Origin of the sequence: Duganella sp. CF517, assembly GCF_900110275.1 — a bacterium.
Lineage (GTDB): Bacteria > Pseudomonadota > Gammaproteobacteria > Burkholderiales > Burkholderiaceae_D > Rugamonas.
This window is the reverse complement of the sequence record NZ_FODC01000001.1, coordinates 1,290,355-1,307,650: the sequence shown is the minus strand read 5'-3', so window position 1 is coordinate 1,307,650 and position 17,296 is coordinate 1,290,355. Positions and strand designations below refer to the sequence as shown.

Below are 17,296 nucleotides of genomic sequence, written 5' to 3'. Positions count from 1 at the left end.
ACCTGGTAACGAACCGCAACAGGGATTCAACGGGTCCCTGCGCACACTTAAGGCTCCATGGGGGCTGCGAGTGTGGGGGCGGCGAGAAGCCGACCGGGACGGCGGCGGCCTGCGCCAGGCTCCGGCTGCCGACCACCGCGCCAATCGCTTCTAAGGGTCCAAGTTGACCAGCATCATTGCGCCGCAGCTGCTGAATGGGCGGCGCACTAGCAAACAAGCAACCGCATGCGTTATGCTGCGCCGCATGTAAGCAATCGGAATTCAAGGTAGGGCATATGTCAAAAGAGAAAAATCCAGAGGGCGGTGCTCCGGTCACGCCGCAGTCACGGACCGCGCCGCGCTCGCCGCCACCGTTGCAGGCGTCGCGGCCGGCGTCGCCGGAGGAGGCGGCCGCCAAAAAGCAGGCGCGCGAGCAACGGGATGCGCAGGTCCGGGGCGTCACGTCCATCCAGCAGATGCGCGACGCGATACGAGGCGCCGCGCGCGCGCTGCCGGAGATCTCCGAAGTGCCGCGCGTGCGCGCGCTCGATGCGGCGGCGTTCCGCGCGCGGGCCGCGCAGGGCCTGCCATTCCTGATCACCGGTATCGTCAACCGCTGGCCACTGTGCGCGCTGACGCCGCAAACACTGCGCGATCGCTACAGCGAGGTGCAGGTGCGCGCGCGGGTGGGAGACTACATCAACACCGCCTTCGCGGCCGATCGCGCGATGCGCGACATGTCGATGGGCGAGTATCTCGACCTGGTCGCCGTCGAAACGCAGGACCTGCCGCCGTATCTGGGCAATCTGGAGCTGCGGGAGTTGAACAACATGTGCCACTGGCCGACGTATTTCGACAAAATGGGACCGCCGCGTTTCTGGATAGGCCCGGCCCGCACCGTGACGCCGCTGCATTGCGACTACGACGATAATATCTTCGCGCAGATCTGGGGCACCAAGCGGATTTTCCTGTCGCCGCCCCACCACGACGAATTCCTGTACCCGAGCGAGGCGAACGCCATCCTGTTCGGCTCTCCGTTCGATCCCGAGGCGCCCGATTTCGACCGGTTCCCGCTGGCGCGCCAGGCGACCATGATCGAATGCGTCGTCAATCCCGGCGACATGCTGTACGTGCCGGCGGGCTGGTACCACCAGGTCCGCGCGCTGACGTTTTCGTTGTCCTCGAACCGGTGGGCCAGGTCGATGCCGTTCGCCCTGAACGGCGACGCGTCCCTGCTGCGAAGCGGCCGCTGAGTATCGTTGACGGCGCGTTGTCAACCCGATGACAACCCGTTGACACCCAAAATAAGAGGATGCTATATTCGTGTTCGTGAATTGGTAACGTTTCCAATCATTTGCGGCGCGCCGTGCCACCCCGGCGTTCAAGGAGACTGGATGTTCAAGCAAAGCAGGACTTTGACACGGGCGCGGGCCGCCGGAGCGGCGACGTTGATGGCAGCGGCCGCGATGGCGCCAGCGGCGTCGAGCGCGGCGCCCGCCGGACCGAAAGCGGAAGTGATGCACTGGTGGACCTCGAGCAGCGAATCGGCCGCGGTGCGCAAATTCGCCGACGCCTACCGCGCCGCCGGCGGCGTCTGGGCCGATACGGCGGTCGCCGGCGCCGACCAGGCCAAGTCGGTGGCGATCAACCGCATCGTCGGCGGCAATCCGCCGACGGCCGCGCAGTTCAACACCACCAAACAATTCCGCGACCTGATCGACCAGGGCTCGCTCAACAACGTCGACGACATCGCGCTGCGCGACAAGTGGGACCAGCTGATGCCGGCGCCGATCCTGGACGTCATCAAGGTCAACGGACATTATTACGCGGCGCCGGTCGACATTCATATGTCGACCTGGATCTGGTACTCGAAGGCCGCGTTCAAAAAAGCCGGCATCGTCCAGGAGCCGGCCACGCCGGACGAATTGTTCGCCGCACTGGATAAGCTCAAGGCGGCCGGCGTGGTCGGCCTGGCGCACGGCGGCCAGCCGTGGCAGGAAAACATCCTGTTCCAGGCCATGCTGGCCAACGTCGGTGGCAAGGCGCTGTACCTGTCGGTGCTGCGCGAGCGCTCGCCGCAGGCGATCAATTCCGAGGCGTTTAAAAAGGTGCTGCTGGCCTTCAAGCGGCTGCAAACCTACGTCGATGCCGGCTCGCCGAACCGTAACTGGAACGACGCCACCGCCATGGTGGTCGGCGGCAGGGCGGGAGTGCAGATCATGGGCGATTGGGCCAAGGGCGAATTCGCCGCCGCCAAACAAACCGCAGGCAAGGACTTCGGCTGCATCGCCGGTCTCGGTCCGAACGTGCCGTACCTGATCCAGGGCGACGCCTTCGTCTTCCCCAAAACGAAGAATCCGGAGACGGTCAAGGCGCAAAAACTGCTGGCGACGACGATGCTGGCGCCGGCCGCCCAACTGGAATTCAACAAGCTGAAAGGCTCGTTGCCCATCCTCAGCAACGTCGATACCTCGTCGATGGATGTCTGCGCGCAGGCCGGCATGGCCATCATGAAGGACAAATCCCGCCAGGTGGGCATGATCGAGGTGCATCTGACGCCCGACCAGAACGGCGCGCTGCAGGACGTGCTGACGACTTACTGGAACACCCGCATGCCGGTCGAGAAGGCGCAGAAGAGCATCGCGGCGGCGCTGCGGGACTAGCAATGGGTTGAATCGCGGCTTGCTTGTCACCGTCCGGGGCGATGCGGTATGCTGACCGCCGCATACACTCAACGGATGAGGGAACTCGTGGCAACAATCAAAGACGTCGCCCGGCTGGCGGGCGTGGGGCTGGGCACCGCCTCGCGTGTGGTCAGCGGCAGGGGATCGGTGTCCAAGGCGACGCTCGAGAAGGTGCAAAAAGCCATCGTCGAGCTGGATTTCCGGCCTTCGCACGCGGCGCGCTCGCTGCTGTCCGGCAGTTCGCAAATGATCGGCGTCTACATCCCGTACCTGAGCGGGACGTTTTACACGCCGATCCTGCAGTCGATCTACACGGCGCTGCGGGCGTCGGGATTGAACATGGTGGTCGCGTTCGGCGTCGGCGACGGCAACGAGCGGCAGCAGGCGATCGACGGCGTGAATTTTCTGATCGAGCGTGGAAGCGACGGCTTGCTCGTCATGAGCAATGCGCTGGAGGACGGGGACTTCGCGGCGCTAGGGCCGTTCCAGTCCCGGGTGGCGGTGATCAACCACCGCTACGCCGGCATCGCCGAGCAGTGCTTCACCGTCGACCACAAGGCCGGCGGACGGCTGGCGGCGCGCACGCTGCTGGACAAGAAGCACCGCAAGATCGCCGTCATCGCCGGTCGCGCCAGCGCGCCGGACAACCAGGAGCGCCTGGCCGGCTTCATGGCGGAGCTGGACGAGGCGGGCATCGACAGCGGCAAAGTGTGGGTGGAGGACGGTAACTTCACGCCCGAAGGAGGGTGGGCATGCGCCGAGCGGCTGCTGGCGTCGGGCCGGGAGTTCTCGGCCGTGTTTTGCGCCAACGATGAAATGGCGGTCGGCGCCTTATCGTTCTTCCAGCAGGCGGGTGTCGCCGTGCCGGACCAGGTGTCGGTGCTCGGGTATGACGACACGCACAGCGCGGAGTTCACCGCGCCGCGCCTGACGAGCGTCCACATACCGTGGAGCGAGATGACGATGAACGGCTTGAATTACCTGTTGAACCGGTGCTACGAGACGGACCGCCCGGTCAAGCGCAAATACAAGCTGCACGTGACGGAGCGCGCTTCGCTGGCGAAAGTCCCTTCACGCAAAAGCGCTAAATAACGGGGTGCGCGCTGGCCGCGCACCCTTTTTTTGTAGTATATTGGAAACGATTCCAATTTATGGGGCGGGGCGATGCCGATAACCAGATTACTGAAATGCGCCGGATTCGCGGCGGCGTTGTTGACGCTCGGGCAGCCCTTCGCCCGCGCCCAAACGGGATCGCCGGCGCTGCCGATGCTGCATACGGAGGGTACGCGCTGGCTGGCGGCGGACGGCAGCGTCGCGGCGCTGCGCGGCGTCAACCTGGGAAATTACCTGATCCAGGAATTCTGGATGATGGGGCAGGGCGGCGCCGGCATCGACGACCAGTGCAAGCTGGAGGCGGTGCTCGACAAACGCTTCGGCTATGCGGAGCGCGAGCGCCTGTACGCGCTGTTTCGCGACAACTGGATCAAGCCGCGCGACTGGGACATGCTGCCGAAGCTGAATCTGAATCTGGTGCGCCTGCCGTTCATTTACAGCGTGGTGGAGGACGAAAAGAATCCCCGCCATCTGCGTGCCGACGCCTGGCGCTATCTGGACAACGCCATCGACGAGGCGGAAAAGCGCGGCATCTACGTGGTGCTCGACCTGCACGGCGCCGTCGGCAGCCAGGGCTGGGAGCATCACAGCGGCTGCGCCGGGAAGAACAAATACTGGGACACGCCGGAGTTCCAGGAGCGCACCATCTGGCTCTGGCAGCAGATCGCGGCGCGCTACAAGGACCGTGGCGCGGTCGCCGGCTACAGCGTGCTCAATGAACCCTGGGGTACGACGCCCGAGAATATGGCTGGTGTGGTCGAGACCTTGTACAAGGCGATCCGCGCGGTCGATACCAACCATGTGATCATCCTGCCGGGCCATGTCAAGAACGGCATCGACGCCTATGGCAAGCCGTCGGACAAAGGCATGGTCAACGTCGCCTTCGAGATGCATCCATATCCGGGCCATTTCGGCTGGGGCAAGCCGGGGCTCGCGGTGCACCAGGGCTGGCTGCAATGCGGCGGCGGCGACACGGTCTGCGCCTGGAAGAAGCGGCTCGATGGCCTCGACACCGCGTTCTTCGTCGGCGAGTTCCAGCCGTGGGCTTTCATGGGCGCGGACGCCGGCGGCCAGGTCACGCGCGTGACCTACGACACCTACGTCGCCAACGGCTGGGCGTCCACCGCCTGGTCGTACAAGCTGGTGTCCAACAAAGGCGGGCAGGGAAAGGGAACCTGGGGCATGGTGACCAACGCGCCGGGAGCGAAGATTCCCAAACTCGATTTCAACAAAGCCTCGCTGGCGGAGATCGAAAACCTGTTCCGCCTGTTCGGCAGCGTGCCGTATCAGCCGCAGCAAACCATCATCAAGTGGATGAACTCCACGGTAGCGCCCACTCCCTTCGCAAAACAATAACCCACGATGACCATGACTTTTAACGACTTGACCAAGGCGATAAGCCGCTCGGATTTCGCAAACGACTTCCTGTGGGGCGTGTCGACGTCCGCCTACCAGATCGAAGGCGCGGCCGACATAGGCGGCCGCGTGCCGTCGATCTGGGACACCTTCAGCGCGACGCCGGGCAAGGTCCGCGACGGCTCCACCGGCGCGGTCGCCTGCGACCACTATCACCGCTGGGAGGAGGATCTGGATCTGGCGCAGGCCATGGGACTGAACTCGTACCGTTTTTCGATCGCATGGACGCGCATTTTCAACGGCGTGGACGAACAGCCGAATCCCGAAGGGCTGGCGTTCTATTCGCGCCTGGTGGACGGTATGCTGGCGCGCGGACTGCAGCCGTGGTGCACGCTGTACCACTGGGACCTGCCGCAGTACCTGCAAGACCAGGGCGGTTGGGAGAACCGCGCCACCATCGACGCCTATCTGCGATACGTGGATGTGACGACCACGCACCTTGGGGGCCGCGTCAAGCACTGGATCACCCACAACGAACCGTGGTGCACGGCCATGCATGGCAACTGGGACGGCATGCACGCTCCCGGCAACAAAAGCCTGCCGCTGGCGCTCCAGGTCTGCCACAACGTACTGGTGTCGCATGGCTTGGCGGTGCCGGTCATCCGCGCCAACGTGGCCGATGCGAAGGTGGGGATCGCATTGAGCCTGCACCCGATCAAGCCGGCCAGCGACAGCGCCGCCGACCAGGAGGCGGTGGTACGCCACGACGCGCTGCGCAACCGCTGGTTCCTCGACGCGCTGTATGGCCGGGGCTATCCCGAGCTGGCGTTGCGGCTGGTGGGCGAGGATGCGCCGATGGTGCTGCCCGGCGATATGGAAGCGATCGGCGTTCCATGCGACTTCCTCGGCGTGAACTACTACTTCCCGGAAGTGGTCACCAACGCGCCGGACCAGTACCCGCTGCGCACCGCCATCGTCCATCCGCAGGACCGCCAGCGCACCGACTTTGGTTGGGAGGTGTCGCCACAAGGGCTGGTCGATTTGATGGCGCGCGTGGCGCGGGAGTATCCGACCGGCGATTTGTATGTGACCGAGAACGGTTCCTCCTACGACGACCATGTGGGCGCCGACGGCGCCGTCGACGATACCGCCCGGCGCGACTACCTGATCCGCCATCTGGTGGCGGTGCGCGACGCGATCGCCGCCGGCGCCCATATCAAAGGCTATTTCGCCTGGAGCCTGCTGGATAACTTCGAATGGTCGGAGGGCTATCTGCGGCGTTTCGGCCTGACCTACGTCGACTATCCGACGCAGCGCCGCACCGTCAAGCAAAGCGGCCATTGGTACAGCGCCTTGGTGCGCGGCCAGAATCAACAATAATTCAAACACGGAGACGAGCATCAAATGAAAACACGCCACAACCATATCCTGCGCCGCGCCGTCCTGGCATCCATGCTGGCGCTGGGCGCCCACGCCATCGCCGCCGCACCGGCTCCGGCTTCCGCTCCGCTCACCGACTGGCCGCGCATCACCAGCGCCGTCAAGCAGGACAAATCGATGGAAGCGCGCATCGCCGGCATCGTCGCCGGCATGACACTGGCGCAAAAGGTTGGCCAGATGACGCAGCCCGAGATCAAGTTCATCACGCCGGCGCAGGTGCGCGAGTTCTACATCGGTTCCGTCCTCAATGGCGGCGGCAGCTGGCCGCAGGGGAACAAGTACGCCACCGCCGCCGACTGGGTCAAGCTGGCGGACGCCTACTACGACGCGTCGATGGGTACCGACATGAAGGTCAAAGTCCCGGTCATCTGGGGCATCGACGCCATGCACGGCAACAGCAATATGTATGGCGCCACGCTGTTCCCGCACAATATCGGCCTCGGGGCCGCGCGCGATAAAAAGCTGGTCGAGCAAATGGCGCGCTCGGTCGCCAGGGCGGTGCGCGCCACCGGCATCGACTGGGTGTTCGCGCCAACGCTGGCGGTGGTGCGCGACGATCGCTGGGGACGCACCTACGAGAGCTTCTCGGAGGACCCGGCCATCGTCAAGGACTACGCCGGCGCTTACGTCAGGGGTCTGCAGGGTGATTTGAAAGGCGACGGCACCGTGGTCGCCACCGCCAAACACTTCGTCGGCGACGGCGGGACGGCCGAGGGCAAGGATCGTGGCGTCAACCAGTCCACCAAGGCCGACATGATCAACATCCACGCGCTGGGCTATTTCCCGGCGCTGGAAGCCGGTGTGCAGACCGTCATGGCGTCGTTCAACAGCTGGAACGACCTCGAAGGCGGCGCCGATCAGGGCAAGATGCACGGTAGTAAGGCGCTGCTGACCGACGCCTTGAAAACCAAAATGGGCTTCGATGGATTGATCGTCAGCGACTGGAACGGCATCGCCGAGGTGCCCGGCTGCGCCGAGGACAGCTGCCCGCAGTCGATCAACGCCGGCGTCGACATCATCATGGTGCCGGAGCGCTGGAAGACCTTCATCGCCAACACCATCGCCCAGGTGGAGAAGGGTGAGATTCCGATCGCGCGCATCGACGACGCGGTCACCCGCATCCTGCGCGTGAAGCTGCGCGCCGGCCTGTTCGATGGCAAGAAGCCGTCGAAGAACCGCTACGCCGGCAAACAGGAAGCGTTGCAGGACCGCGCGCTGGCGCGCCAGGCGGTGCGCGAATCGCTGGTGCTGCTGAAGAATAACGGCGGTGTGCTGCCGCTGGCGCGCGGCAAAAAGATCCTCGTGGTCGGCAAGAGCGCCGACAGCATGGCCAACCAGTCGGGCGGCTGGTCGCTGACGTGGCAGGGCACCGACAACAAGAACAGCGACTATCCAATCGGCGACACCATCCTGGCCGGCATTCGCGATGCCGCCGGCAAGGACAACGTCACCTTCAGCGAAAACGCCGCCGGTGTCGATGTCGGCAAGTTCGACGCCGTTATCGCCGTCATCGGCGAAACGCCGTACGCCGAGGGCGATGGCGACATCGGACCATCGGGCACGTTGCGCCTGTCGGGCCGCCATCCGGAGGATCTGGCCGTGCTGCAGGCGGTGGCGGGCAAGGGCAAACCGGTGGTGACGGTGCTGGTGGCCGGCCGCCCGCTGTACGCCAACGACATCCTCAACCTGTCGGACAGCTTCGTCGCCGCCTGGCTGCCGGGCACCGAGGGCAAGGGCGTGTCCGATGTCCTGTTCCGCAAGGCGGACGGCAAGGTCAACGCGGATTTCCGCGGCAAGCTGTCGTTCTCTTGGCCCAAGTCGGCATGCCAGTCGCCGCTCAACGTCGGCGACGCCGGCTACGATCCGCTGTTCAAATATGGTCATGGCCTGACTTACGCCTCCACCGCCGGCCAGGCTGCCCTGCCGACGCTCGACGCCAGCTTCGCGCCTGGCGGCTGCGGCAAGAGCACCGCCATGCCGGTATATGGCCCGGCGGACCGCGCCACCTATGCGCTCCACGTGGAGAGCGGCGGCCAGAAGACGGCGCTGGGCGCGGACCTGAACGCCGTATTCAATCTGCCGACGGTGAAGGTCGAGACGGCGCAGGTGAACACACAACAGGATGCAAAAAGGCTAACCTGGTCCGGTCCTGCTAAACTGTCGGCGCAATCCGCCAAGGCCATGCCGGTTCCCGCGATCGCCGGCACCGACGGCGCGCTGCAATTCGATACCATCGTCACCGGCGCCCCACAAGGGAAAGTCGGCATCTGGATGGAAAACGTGGAACTCGACGCCAGCGCCGTGTTCCAGCGCATGGCCGGCAAAGGCAAACAGACGGTGAAGATACCGCTGTCGTGCTTCAGCGCCAAAGGACTGAAGGCCGACGCGTTGTCAACGCCGTTCGCCGTCTCGGCCGACGGTCCGTTCGCGGCCAGCTTCGCCAACATCCAGATCGTCGGCGGCGCGGCCAAAGACAAGGACGCGTCGGCGTGCGGCGACTTTAAGTAACAACAGCAAATACAACAGAAAGAGCAAGCATGGAACCATTATCGAAAGCTGCCGGCGTGCCGGGCAGCCCGTCGCAGGCCAAGGGCAACACCGGCCCCCTCATCATCATCACGATCCTGTTCTTCATGTGGGGTCTGTTGACGGCGTTGAACGACGTCCTGATCCCGCACCTTAAGTCGATTTACACGCTGACCTATGTGCAGGCCATGCTGGTTCAATTCTGCTTCTTCGGCGCTTATTTCATCGTCTCGCTGCCTGCCGGCGCGTTGATCAAGCGGATCGGCTACCAGAACGGCGCCGTCGCCGGCCTGACCATCGCCGCCGCCGGCTGCGCGCTGTTCTACCCGGCGTCGACCAGCGGCTACGCGCTGTTCCTGTTGGCGTTCTTCATTCTGGCCGGCGGCATCACCATCCTGCAGGTGGCGGCCAACCCTTACGTGACGATCCTGGGCGATCCGCAGACGGCATCGAGCCGCCTGACCTTGACCCAGGCCTTCAACTCGCTGGGCACCACGGTGGCGCCGACCCTGGGCGGTATGCTGATCCTGGCCGGCGGCGTGATGAGCACCGCCGATCTGGCCAAGCTGCCGGCCGACCAGGTGGCCGCTTACTACGCCAACCAGGCGGCCAGCGTGCAAGGTCCGTATCTGGCGCTGGCCGGGGCCCTGCTGGTGCTGGCGATCCTGTTCGCGATGGCGCGCCTGCCGAAGATCGTCGACGCCGAGCAACCGGCCGCCCGGGCGGCCGACGGTGGCGGCTGGAAGCTGGTGCTGCAGCATCGCCACCTGGTACTGGGCGTGGTCGGCATCTTCCTGTATGTGGGTGCGGAGGTGTGCGTCGGCAGCTTCCTGATTAACTTCATCGGCCTGCCGCACATCGCCGGCCTGCCGGAACACCAGGCGGCGCCGTACGTCAGCTACTTCTGGGGCGGCGCGATGCTGGGCCGCTTCATCGGCTTCGCCGTCATGCGCTACGTCAGCCCGGGCAAGGCCCTGGCCTTCAACTCGGCCGCCGCGTTCGCGCTGCTGCTGGTGGCGATTTTCGGCAGCGGCCATACCGCGATGTGGGCGCTGCTCGGCGTTGGCCTGTTCAACTCGATCATGTTCCCGACCATCTTCTCGATGGCGTTGAACAAACTGGGACCGTTGACGGGGCAGGGCTCCGGCTTGCTGTGCATGGCGATCGTGGGCGGCGCGCTGGTGCCGTTCGCGCAAGGATTCCTGGCCGATACCGTCAATCTGCAGATCTCGTTCGTTGTGCCGGCGGCGTGCTACGTCTTCGTGCTGTACTTCGGCTTGAAATACGCCGGCATGTATGCGGACGGCGGCGCGGACAAACCGGCCGCGCGCGCGGGACACTAAAGCTAAAAACACCCGAAGCCCGTAGGGCGGATTAGGCGGAACGCCGTAATCGGCCATGCATGCGCATCGACGGCGCATGCATGGCCGATTACGCTTCGCTAATCCGCCCCACGTGTTTTTGTTTTTGACTATTTTGATCTGGCGCATGGATATGCGTCTTAGAGGGTTTCCTCTCGCGTCTGTCTTGCGCCAGCGAACTATGATGGTCTCATCTCAATCGATAAAGGATGTAGACATGAGTTCCATCAAGGCATATCTGGTCGGCGCGGGCATCGGTTCGTTGTCGGCGGCCGCTTTCATGATCCGCGACGCCGGCGTCCAGGGCGCCAATATCACGATCTTCGAGGCGATGCCGCTGGTTGGCGGCAGCCTCGATGGCGGTGGCGACGCGGAGCGCGGCTACACGCTGCGCGGCGGCCGCATGTTCACCACTGATAACTACGAATGCACCTGGGATCTGTTCAAGAGCATCCCCTCGCTCGAGCATCCCGGGCAGACCGTGTACGACGAAACCATCGCCTTCAACGAGATGCACAAATCGCACTCGAAGGCGCGGCTGGTGGACCGCAACCGCTTCCGGGTCGATGTGACGTCGATGGGCTTTTCGATGAAGGACCGCACCGAGCTGCTGGCGCTGACCGAAGCCGATGAGGAAAAGCTCGGCGACAGTGCCATCACCGACTGGCTCTCGCCGGAATTCTTCGACACCAAATTTTGGTACATGTGGGCCACCACGTTCGCCTTCCAGCCGTGGCACAGCGCGGTGGAGTTCAAGCGCTATCTGCACCGCTTCATGATGGAGTTCTCGCGTATCGAAACGCTGGCCGGCGTCAAGCGCACCGTCTACAACCAGTACGATTCTCTGGTGCGGCCGTTGCAGCACTGGCTGCAGGAGCAGGGCGTGCGCATCGTCCGGAACTGCAAGGTCGACGACCTCGATATCATGGAGGAGGGCGGGGTGTTGACCGTGACGGCGATCCGCTGCACGCGCGAAGGCGTGGCCGAAACGATCGCGGTGGCGCCGCACGACCTGGTGTTCTTCCAGAACGGCTCGATGACCGACGCCTCCAGCCACGGCACCATGCATAGCGCGCCGCCCAAGCTGGACAAGCGTGATAGCCAGGGCTGGGCGCTGTGGGAGAAGCTGGCGGTTGACCGGCCGCAGTTCGGCAATCCGGCCGCTTTCAATTCCAGCATTCCGGAGTCGTGGTGGGAGTCGTTCACGGTGACGTTGAAGGACCCGAGGTTCTTCGACCGCATGGAGCGCTTTAGCGGCAACGTGGCCGGAACCGGCGGGCTGGTGACGTTCAAGGATTCCAACTGGTTGCTGTCGATCGTGCTGGCGCATCAGCCGCACTTCGCCGGCCAGCCGGCGGGCGTGCAGGTGTTCTGGGGCTACTCGCTGCATCCGGACCGCATCGGCAATTTCGTCGCCAAGCCGATGGCCGACTGCACCGGCGAGGAGATTCTGCGCGAGTTGTGCGGGCACCTGAACTTCGACATGGAGGTGATGGAGACGGCCAACTGCATCCCGTGCCGCATGCCGTACATCACCAGCATGTTCATGCCGCGTTTGCGCAGCGACCGGCCGTTGCCCGTGCCGCCCAATTCGCGCAACCTGGCCTTTGTCAGCCAGTTCGTCGAGGTGCCGGAGGACGTGGTGTTCACGGTCGAATACTCGGTGCGGGCGGCGCAGATGGCGGTGTACCAGCTGCTCGACGTCAAGCGCGCGGTGCCGCCGGTCAGCCATCATGATCAGTCGCTCGGGGTCAAGTTCGACGCGCTGATCAAGGCCTTCACGTAGCCGCGGCTAGGCCAGGGCGCCCATCAGCTTTTGCATCGGACTTAGCGGGATCAGCGCTTCCGGTTCGTCGATCTCCAACACGACGTCGTTGTAGGCGACGGGACGCAGTGGTTCGATTTCGGCGGTGTCCGATAGCCGTGCCTCGTCGAGCATCTGTCGAAGCTTGGCGGCATCTACCATGTTGACCTTCGCCAGCAATGCGCCGTACTTGCGCACGTCCGCCTCGTTGGCCGCGATCTTGTCCGCCGGGCGCAGCGCCAGATTGATGCAGCCGAAGATGGCGAATACGCCCAACAGCCATGCGGACGGCACGGGCAACTGTGCGGCGAGTGCCGCGACGGCACTGCTGCCGGCAAGCAAGCTGATGAAGGTCAGCGTGGTTCGCAGGCGCCGGTAGAGGCGGGCCGTGCGCTGGCGGAGCCGCTGCGCATAACGCGGGCTGAACTGCAATTCTTCCTTGGTTTCATCCATGACTAGTTCCCTTTTTGCTTGGGAGGCGGCACCGGCGCGGGCATCGGCGGCGGCGCAGGCTTGCGCGGCTTGCGCTTAGGGGCCGGGCGGGGCGGCTGATGCGACTTCGAATCGAGGCATTTCATTGTAGGCCGTTCCGCAGCCGCCACCGGCGCCCGATTACATCATGCAAGCAGTTTATGGTGGCGCATTGCGGCAGGTCAGCCGTCGGCAGCCTGTTGCATTCAATGCTAGACTTGCTGAGTTCAAATAAAGTAGCGAGGCTGGCATGATGACGGGCATCAACCGGAAAAGCGTGTTCGGTTTAATCGTCTTGGTGGCGATGGCCGGGCACTACGCCTTGTTGCGCGTGCCGTTCGTCGGCAACGATTTCGGTCGCGACATCGCCGAGTGGCCGCTGCTGGCAGATCTGGTGATCACTTTCCCGCTGCTTTACTATTTCATGTTTCGCCCGTCGCCCAAGGCGTTTTTTCTGCGATGGCTGACCTTCGCCGCGTTGAGTTTGTGGTTCGGCAGCCTGATGATCCCCGACGAAGGCAAGGTGATCTGGCGCGGCGTCGAACGCTTGTGGCCCCTGTATATCGCGCTGCAGGCGGCGCTCGAGTTGTATGTCCTGGTTTTCCTGGTCCGTAAGATACGTGCGCTCGCGCGCATGGGCGGTGACGTCGATGAGGCGATGGAGCAGACCATCCGAGGGCGGCTTGGGCGCGGCGCCACCGGCTGGTTCGCCTTGTTCGAAGCGCGCATCTGGTATTACGGGCTGTTCATGCGCAAGGGTTCGCAGTTGCGCCTTCGCGGCGAGCAGCACTTCAGCTACGACAAGAACGAGGGCAACGCGTCCAACCAGATCGCGGTGATCATGATGCTGCTGTTCGAGATGCCGCTATCGCACTTGCTGCTGCATCTGGTCGCGGTCAAGCCTGTGCTGGCGTGGATCGTCGATGGACTGACGCTGTGGTCCATGCTGTACATCGTGGCGGAGTACCGCGCCACGCATTGGCGGCCGGTGTCGCTCGATAAGGATGCGCTGTTGATACGCTATGGCGTGTTTGCCGCGGACCGCGTGGTTCCATACTGGATGGTGGAGTCGATCTCGCGTCGCGGCGGGTACGTCCCGCGCGAGCGCGGTGTGCTTCGCTTGTACCAGTTCGGCGGCGCCAACGTGGAGATCCGATTGCGTCCGGGCAGCCGGCTTCCCGGGTTCGCCGGACGCGAGCAAGTGGTGACGCGGATTTGCATCGGCATCGACAAGCCGGACGCCTTCATCGATGCGGTCCGCGCAAAGCTCCAGCAGTCATAAACGTCGGGGTCAAGTCTGACATTCGGACACGAGCTTATCTAAACGTCGGGGTCAAGTCTGACATTCGGACACGAGCTTATCTGTAAAACCGCATCACGGCAGAGCCTGTGTCCGAATGCCAGACTTGACCCCGGGGGGTATGGTAGAGCCTGTGTCCGAATGCCAGACTTGACCCCGGGGTTAGAGGAAGCGGTCGAGGATTTTTTTGCCGTGCTTGTCGAGCTCGCGCACGTCGCGGATCAGGTAGTGGATGCCGTGGATGTCGGAGATCAGCAGCGTGTCGACCGTCAGCCGGCGGATGTCCTCTTCGCCGCGCAGCACGAATTCGGTGTCGCCACGGTCCGTCTCCACCGTCCATGTGCACGGCGTGGCGAAGCTCGAGACGTCGACGATGCGCGAGATCTCGGGCATGAATTCACGGCTCGCCAGCTCTTCGCGCACCAGCTCTCCGATCTGCTGCGGCAGCTCTTCGATGCGGTCGATCCATGCCACTTCCTTGCCGTCGCCGCTAACCAGCGCGATGCCGTCCTCCGGCGCCTGCACCGGGAAGGCGCGCACCGCCGCCACGCCTTCGTGCACGGCGCCTTCGCCGGTCGTCAGCACCAGCCGGCCGAAGGGATTGCGTACCAGTTCAAATTTTGTCGTCGTCATGTGGTTCTCAGTTGCTTCCCTGGTTATTCCTTGCCGCCGCTGTCGCCCATGTCGGTGTCGACATTGCGGGCTTGCGCTTGATACAGGCGGTAGTAGGCGCCTTCGCGCTCCATCAGCACGTCGTGCGAGCCTTCCTCGACCACCACGCCGCGATCGAGCACCACCAGGCGGTCGGCCTTTTGCAACGTCGACAGGCGGTGGGCGATGGCGATCGTGGTGCGACCCTTCACCAGGTTTTCCAGCGCGCGCTGGATTTCTTTTTCGGTCTCGGAGTCGACCGAGGACGTGGCCTCGTCGAGGATCAGGATCTTCGGATCGATCAGCAGCGCGCGGGCGATCGAGATGCGTTGGCGTTCGCCGCCCGACAACCCTTGTCCACGCTCGCCGACCATCGAGTCGTACCCCTGCGGCAGGCGCAGGATGAATTCGTGCGCGTGCGCGGCGCGCGCGGCGGCGATGATTTCTTCGCGCGTCGCATCCGGTTTGCCGTAGGCGAGGTTCTCGGCGATGGTGCCGAAGAACAGGAACGGCTCCTGCAGCACCAGGCCGATGTTGCGGCGGTAGTCCGACACCGCGAACGAGCGGATGTCGACGCCGTCGAGCATGATGGCGCCTTCCGAGACGTCGTAGAAGCGGCAGATCAGATTGACCAGTGTCGATTTGCCGGAGCCCGAGTGCCCAACCAGGCCGACCATCTCGCCGGCCTTGATATCGAGGCTGATGCCGCGGTTGACGGCGCGGTTGCCGTAGCGGAAACCGACTTCGCGCAAGGTGATGTTGCCGTCGACCTTGGCCAGCTTGACCGGGTTGGCCGGCTCCGGCACCGACGACACGTGGTCGAGGATGTCGAAGATGCGCTTGGCGGCCGACGCCGATTTCTGCGTGACCGAGACGATGCGGCTCATCGAGTCCAGGCGGCCGTAGAAGCGGCTGGAGTAGGCGATGAACGCCGACAGCACACCGACGGTGATATTCCCCTTCGAGACCTGGTAGATGCCGAACACCCAGATCACCAGCAGACCGAGTTCGGTCAGGAACGATACCGTCGGCGAGAACAGCGACCAGATTTTATTGAGTTTGTCGTTGACGGCCAGGTTGTGCTGGTTGGCGGTGCGGAAGCGCGCCGCTTCGCGCGTCTCCTGCGCGAAGGCCTTGACCACGCGGATGCCGGGGATGGTATCGGCCAGTACGTTGGTGACCTCGCCCCATACCCGGTCGATCTTTTCGAAGCCCTGGCGCAGGCGGTCGCGCACCACGTGGATCAACCAGGCGATGAACGGCAGCGGCAGCAACGTGAAGATCGCCAGCCACGGGTCGATCGAGAACAGGATCACGCCGGTCATGATGATCATCAGGCAGTCGGACGCGAAGTCGAGCAGGTGCAGCGACAGGAACACGCAGATCCTGTCGCTCTCGCTGCCGATGCGCGACATCAGGTCGCCGGTGCGCTTGCCGCCGAAGTATTCCAGCGACAGGCGCAAAAGGTGGTCGTAGGTTTCGGTGCGCAGGTCGGCGCCGATGCGCTCCGACACCAGCGCCAGCACGTACGTCTTGGCCCAGCCCAGGATCCACGCCATCACCGCCGAGGCGACCAGGCCGGACATGTACAGCGCCACCATCGAGGTGTCGACCGGCTTGCCGTTCTGGTACGGGATCAGCACATTGTCCATCAGCGGGATGGTCAGGTACGGCGGGATCATGTGCGCGCCGGTGCTGAGCAACATCAGCGAGAAGCCCAGCGCGAGCTGGAATTTGTACGGCCTGGCGAAGCGCCACAGGCGGAACAGGGTCCACGTCGACGGCGGCGTGTAGATCACCTTGGTGCAGACCGGGCATTCCTCCTGGTCCGGGTCCAGCGGCGCCTTGCAGCTCGGGCAGATGCTTTTTTCTTCGACGATGACCGGCACGCCGCTGGCGTGGCTGTCCAGGTGCGCCGAGAAGGCTTCCACCAGGCGGATCGCGTTGAGGTTCTGGCCCAGGGTGAAGCGCCACGCCGCCAGGCGGCCGCCAGCGCCGATCAGCTCCAGGTGGCCGACGCCGGCGTGGTCGTGGTGCTGCAGCGTCAGGTCATGCGAAAAAGGCCACGATTGCCATTGTTCCTGGCCCGGCGCGCGCGCCAGCAGGCGCGTGGCGGTGACGACGATGACGCCCTTGGCGAAACGAAGTTGCTGATCCAGGTCAACCTCCAGGGCACTTACAACGTTTTCCTCTTTGGAAAGCTGTGCCTGTATCTCGGAGCGCCAGCGTTCGGGAAGCTCGCCAAGGCTGGAGACGGTGGAAAGTTGTTGGGTTGTCATCGTGCGGCTTACTCCGGGTCGAAAAAATGGTGAAACTAGCATCGGCACTCTACAACAATCGCTTTGCCAATAAGGTGTTGCGGCTGGTATAAGTAATTATTTACAGTATTCTGTCAGTGCATCAACAGTCGAGTCGGACATTTGACTCGCGCCAGAAATAAACCGGGCTTTTGTACTGGCGGCAAGTATAACGCACAGACATCGGGGTCGGTGGACGTGATGAACTTGGTCAAGCTACGGGGTGGGCCAAATACGATTTGGCGGGAAGCGGTGGTACGGGTTTAAAATACGGCGCAGGCTGGCCACGGCTGATAACAAAGACACAAGAATAG

General features: G+C 63.9%; 12 protein-coding genes. 9 read left to right on the top strand and 3 right to left on the bottom strand.

Annotation, left to right across the window (positions count from 1 at the left end):
- Positions 1-275: 275 nt before the first annotated feature.
- The 8 genes from BMX85_RS05620 (at position 276) to BMX85_RS05585 (ending at position 12,245) form a co-directional block, all read left to right on the top strand.
- A complete protein-coding gene (locus BMX85_RS05620; protein ID WP_090314646.1) occupies positions 276-1,232 on the top strand; it encodes a cupin-like domain-containing protein in 957 nt (318 codons plus the stop codon).
- 141 nt (positions 1,233-1,373) lie between these two features.
- The gene (locus tag BMX85_RS05615) at positions 1,374-2,642 is read left to right on the top strand and encodes an ABC transporter substrate-binding protein (protein WP_373923235.1); all 1,269 of its coding nucleotides are present in this window, start codon (positions 1,374-1,376) and stop codon (positions 2,640-2,642) included.
- Between the two features lie 87 nt (positions 2,643-2,729).
- The gene (locus tag BMX85_RS05610) at positions 2,730-3,755 is read left to right on the top strand and encodes a LacI family DNA-binding transcriptional regulator (protein ID WP_090315256.1); all 1,026 of its coding nucleotides are present in this window, start codon (positions 2,730-2,732) and stop codon (positions 3,753-3,755) included.
- Positions 3,756-3,827: 72 nt separating this feature from the next.
- Complete coding sequence (locus BMX85_RS05605; RefSeq protein ID WP_090314644.1) at positions 3,828-5,132, top strand: glycoside hydrolase family 5 protein; 1,305 nt, start codon at positions 3,828-3,830, stop codon at positions 5,130-5,132.
- Positions 5,133-5,144: 12 nt separating this feature from the next.
- The gene (locus BMX85_RS05600) at positions 5,145-6,512 is read left to right on the top strand and encodes a GH1 family beta-glucosidase (protein WP_229210287.1); all 1,368 of its coding nucleotides are present in this window, start codon (positions 5,145-5,147) and stop codon (positions 6,510-6,512) included.
- A 24-nt stretch (positions 6,513-6,536) separates the two neighbouring features.
- Positions 6,537-9,080: a glycoside hydrolase family 3 protein gene (locus BMX85_RS05595; RefSeq protein WP_090314642.1), complete on the top strand. Its 2,544-nt coding sequence runs from the start codon at positions 6,537-6,539 to the stop codon at positions 9,078-9,080.
- Between the two features lie 29 nt (positions 9,081-9,109).
- The gene (locus BMX85_RS05590) at positions 9,110-10,441 is read left to right on the top strand and encodes a sugar MFS transporter (RefSeq protein WP_090314641.1); all 1,332 of its coding nucleotides are present in this window, start codon (positions 9,110-9,112) and stop codon (positions 10,439-10,441) included.
- A 202-nt stretch (positions 10,442-10,643) separates the two neighbouring features.
- Positions 10,644-12,245, top strand: a complete 1,602-nt coding sequence (locus BMX85_RS05585; protein ID WP_090315254.1) for an oleate hydratase — start codon at positions 10,644-10,646, stop codon at positions 12,243-12,245.
- A gap of 6 nt (positions 12,246-12,251) precedes the next feature.
- Here BMX85_RS05585 and BMX85_RS05580 read toward each other — a convergent pair whose 3' ends face one another.
- Entirely contained in the window at positions 12,252-12,716 is a 465-nt protein-coding gene (locus tag BMX85_RS05580; RefSeq protein WP_090314640.1) for a hypothetical protein, read from the bottom strand.
- A gap of 268 nt (positions 12,717-12,984) precedes the next feature.
- Here BMX85_RS05580 and BMX85_RS05575 point away from each other — a divergent pair, with 268 nt between their 5' ends.
- The gene (locus BMX85_RS05575; protein ID WP_090314639.1) at positions 12,985-14,016 is read left to right on the top strand and encodes a hypothetical protein; all 1,032 of its coding nucleotides are present in this window, start codon (positions 12,985-12,987) and stop codon (positions 14,014-14,016) included.
- Positions 14,017-14,196: 180 nt separating this feature from the next.
- Here BMX85_RS05575 and BMX85_RS05570 read toward each other — a convergent pair whose 3' ends face one another.
- The gene (locus BMX85_RS05570; protein ID WP_090314638.1) at positions 14,197-14,667 is read right to left on the bottom strand and encodes a cyanophycin metabolism-associated DUF1854 family protein; all 471 of its coding nucleotides are present in this window, start codon (positions 14,665-14,667) and stop codon (positions 14,197-14,199) included.
- 23 nt (positions 14,668-14,690) lie between these two features.
- The gene (locus tag BMX85_RS05565) at positions 14,691-16,964 is read right to left on the bottom strand and encodes a cyanophycin metabolism-associated ABC transporter (protein ID WP_090314637.1); all 2,274 of its coding nucleotides are present in this window, start codon (positions 16,962-16,964) and stop codon (positions 14,691-14,693) included.
- Positions 16,965-17,296: the final 332 nt, after the last annotated feature.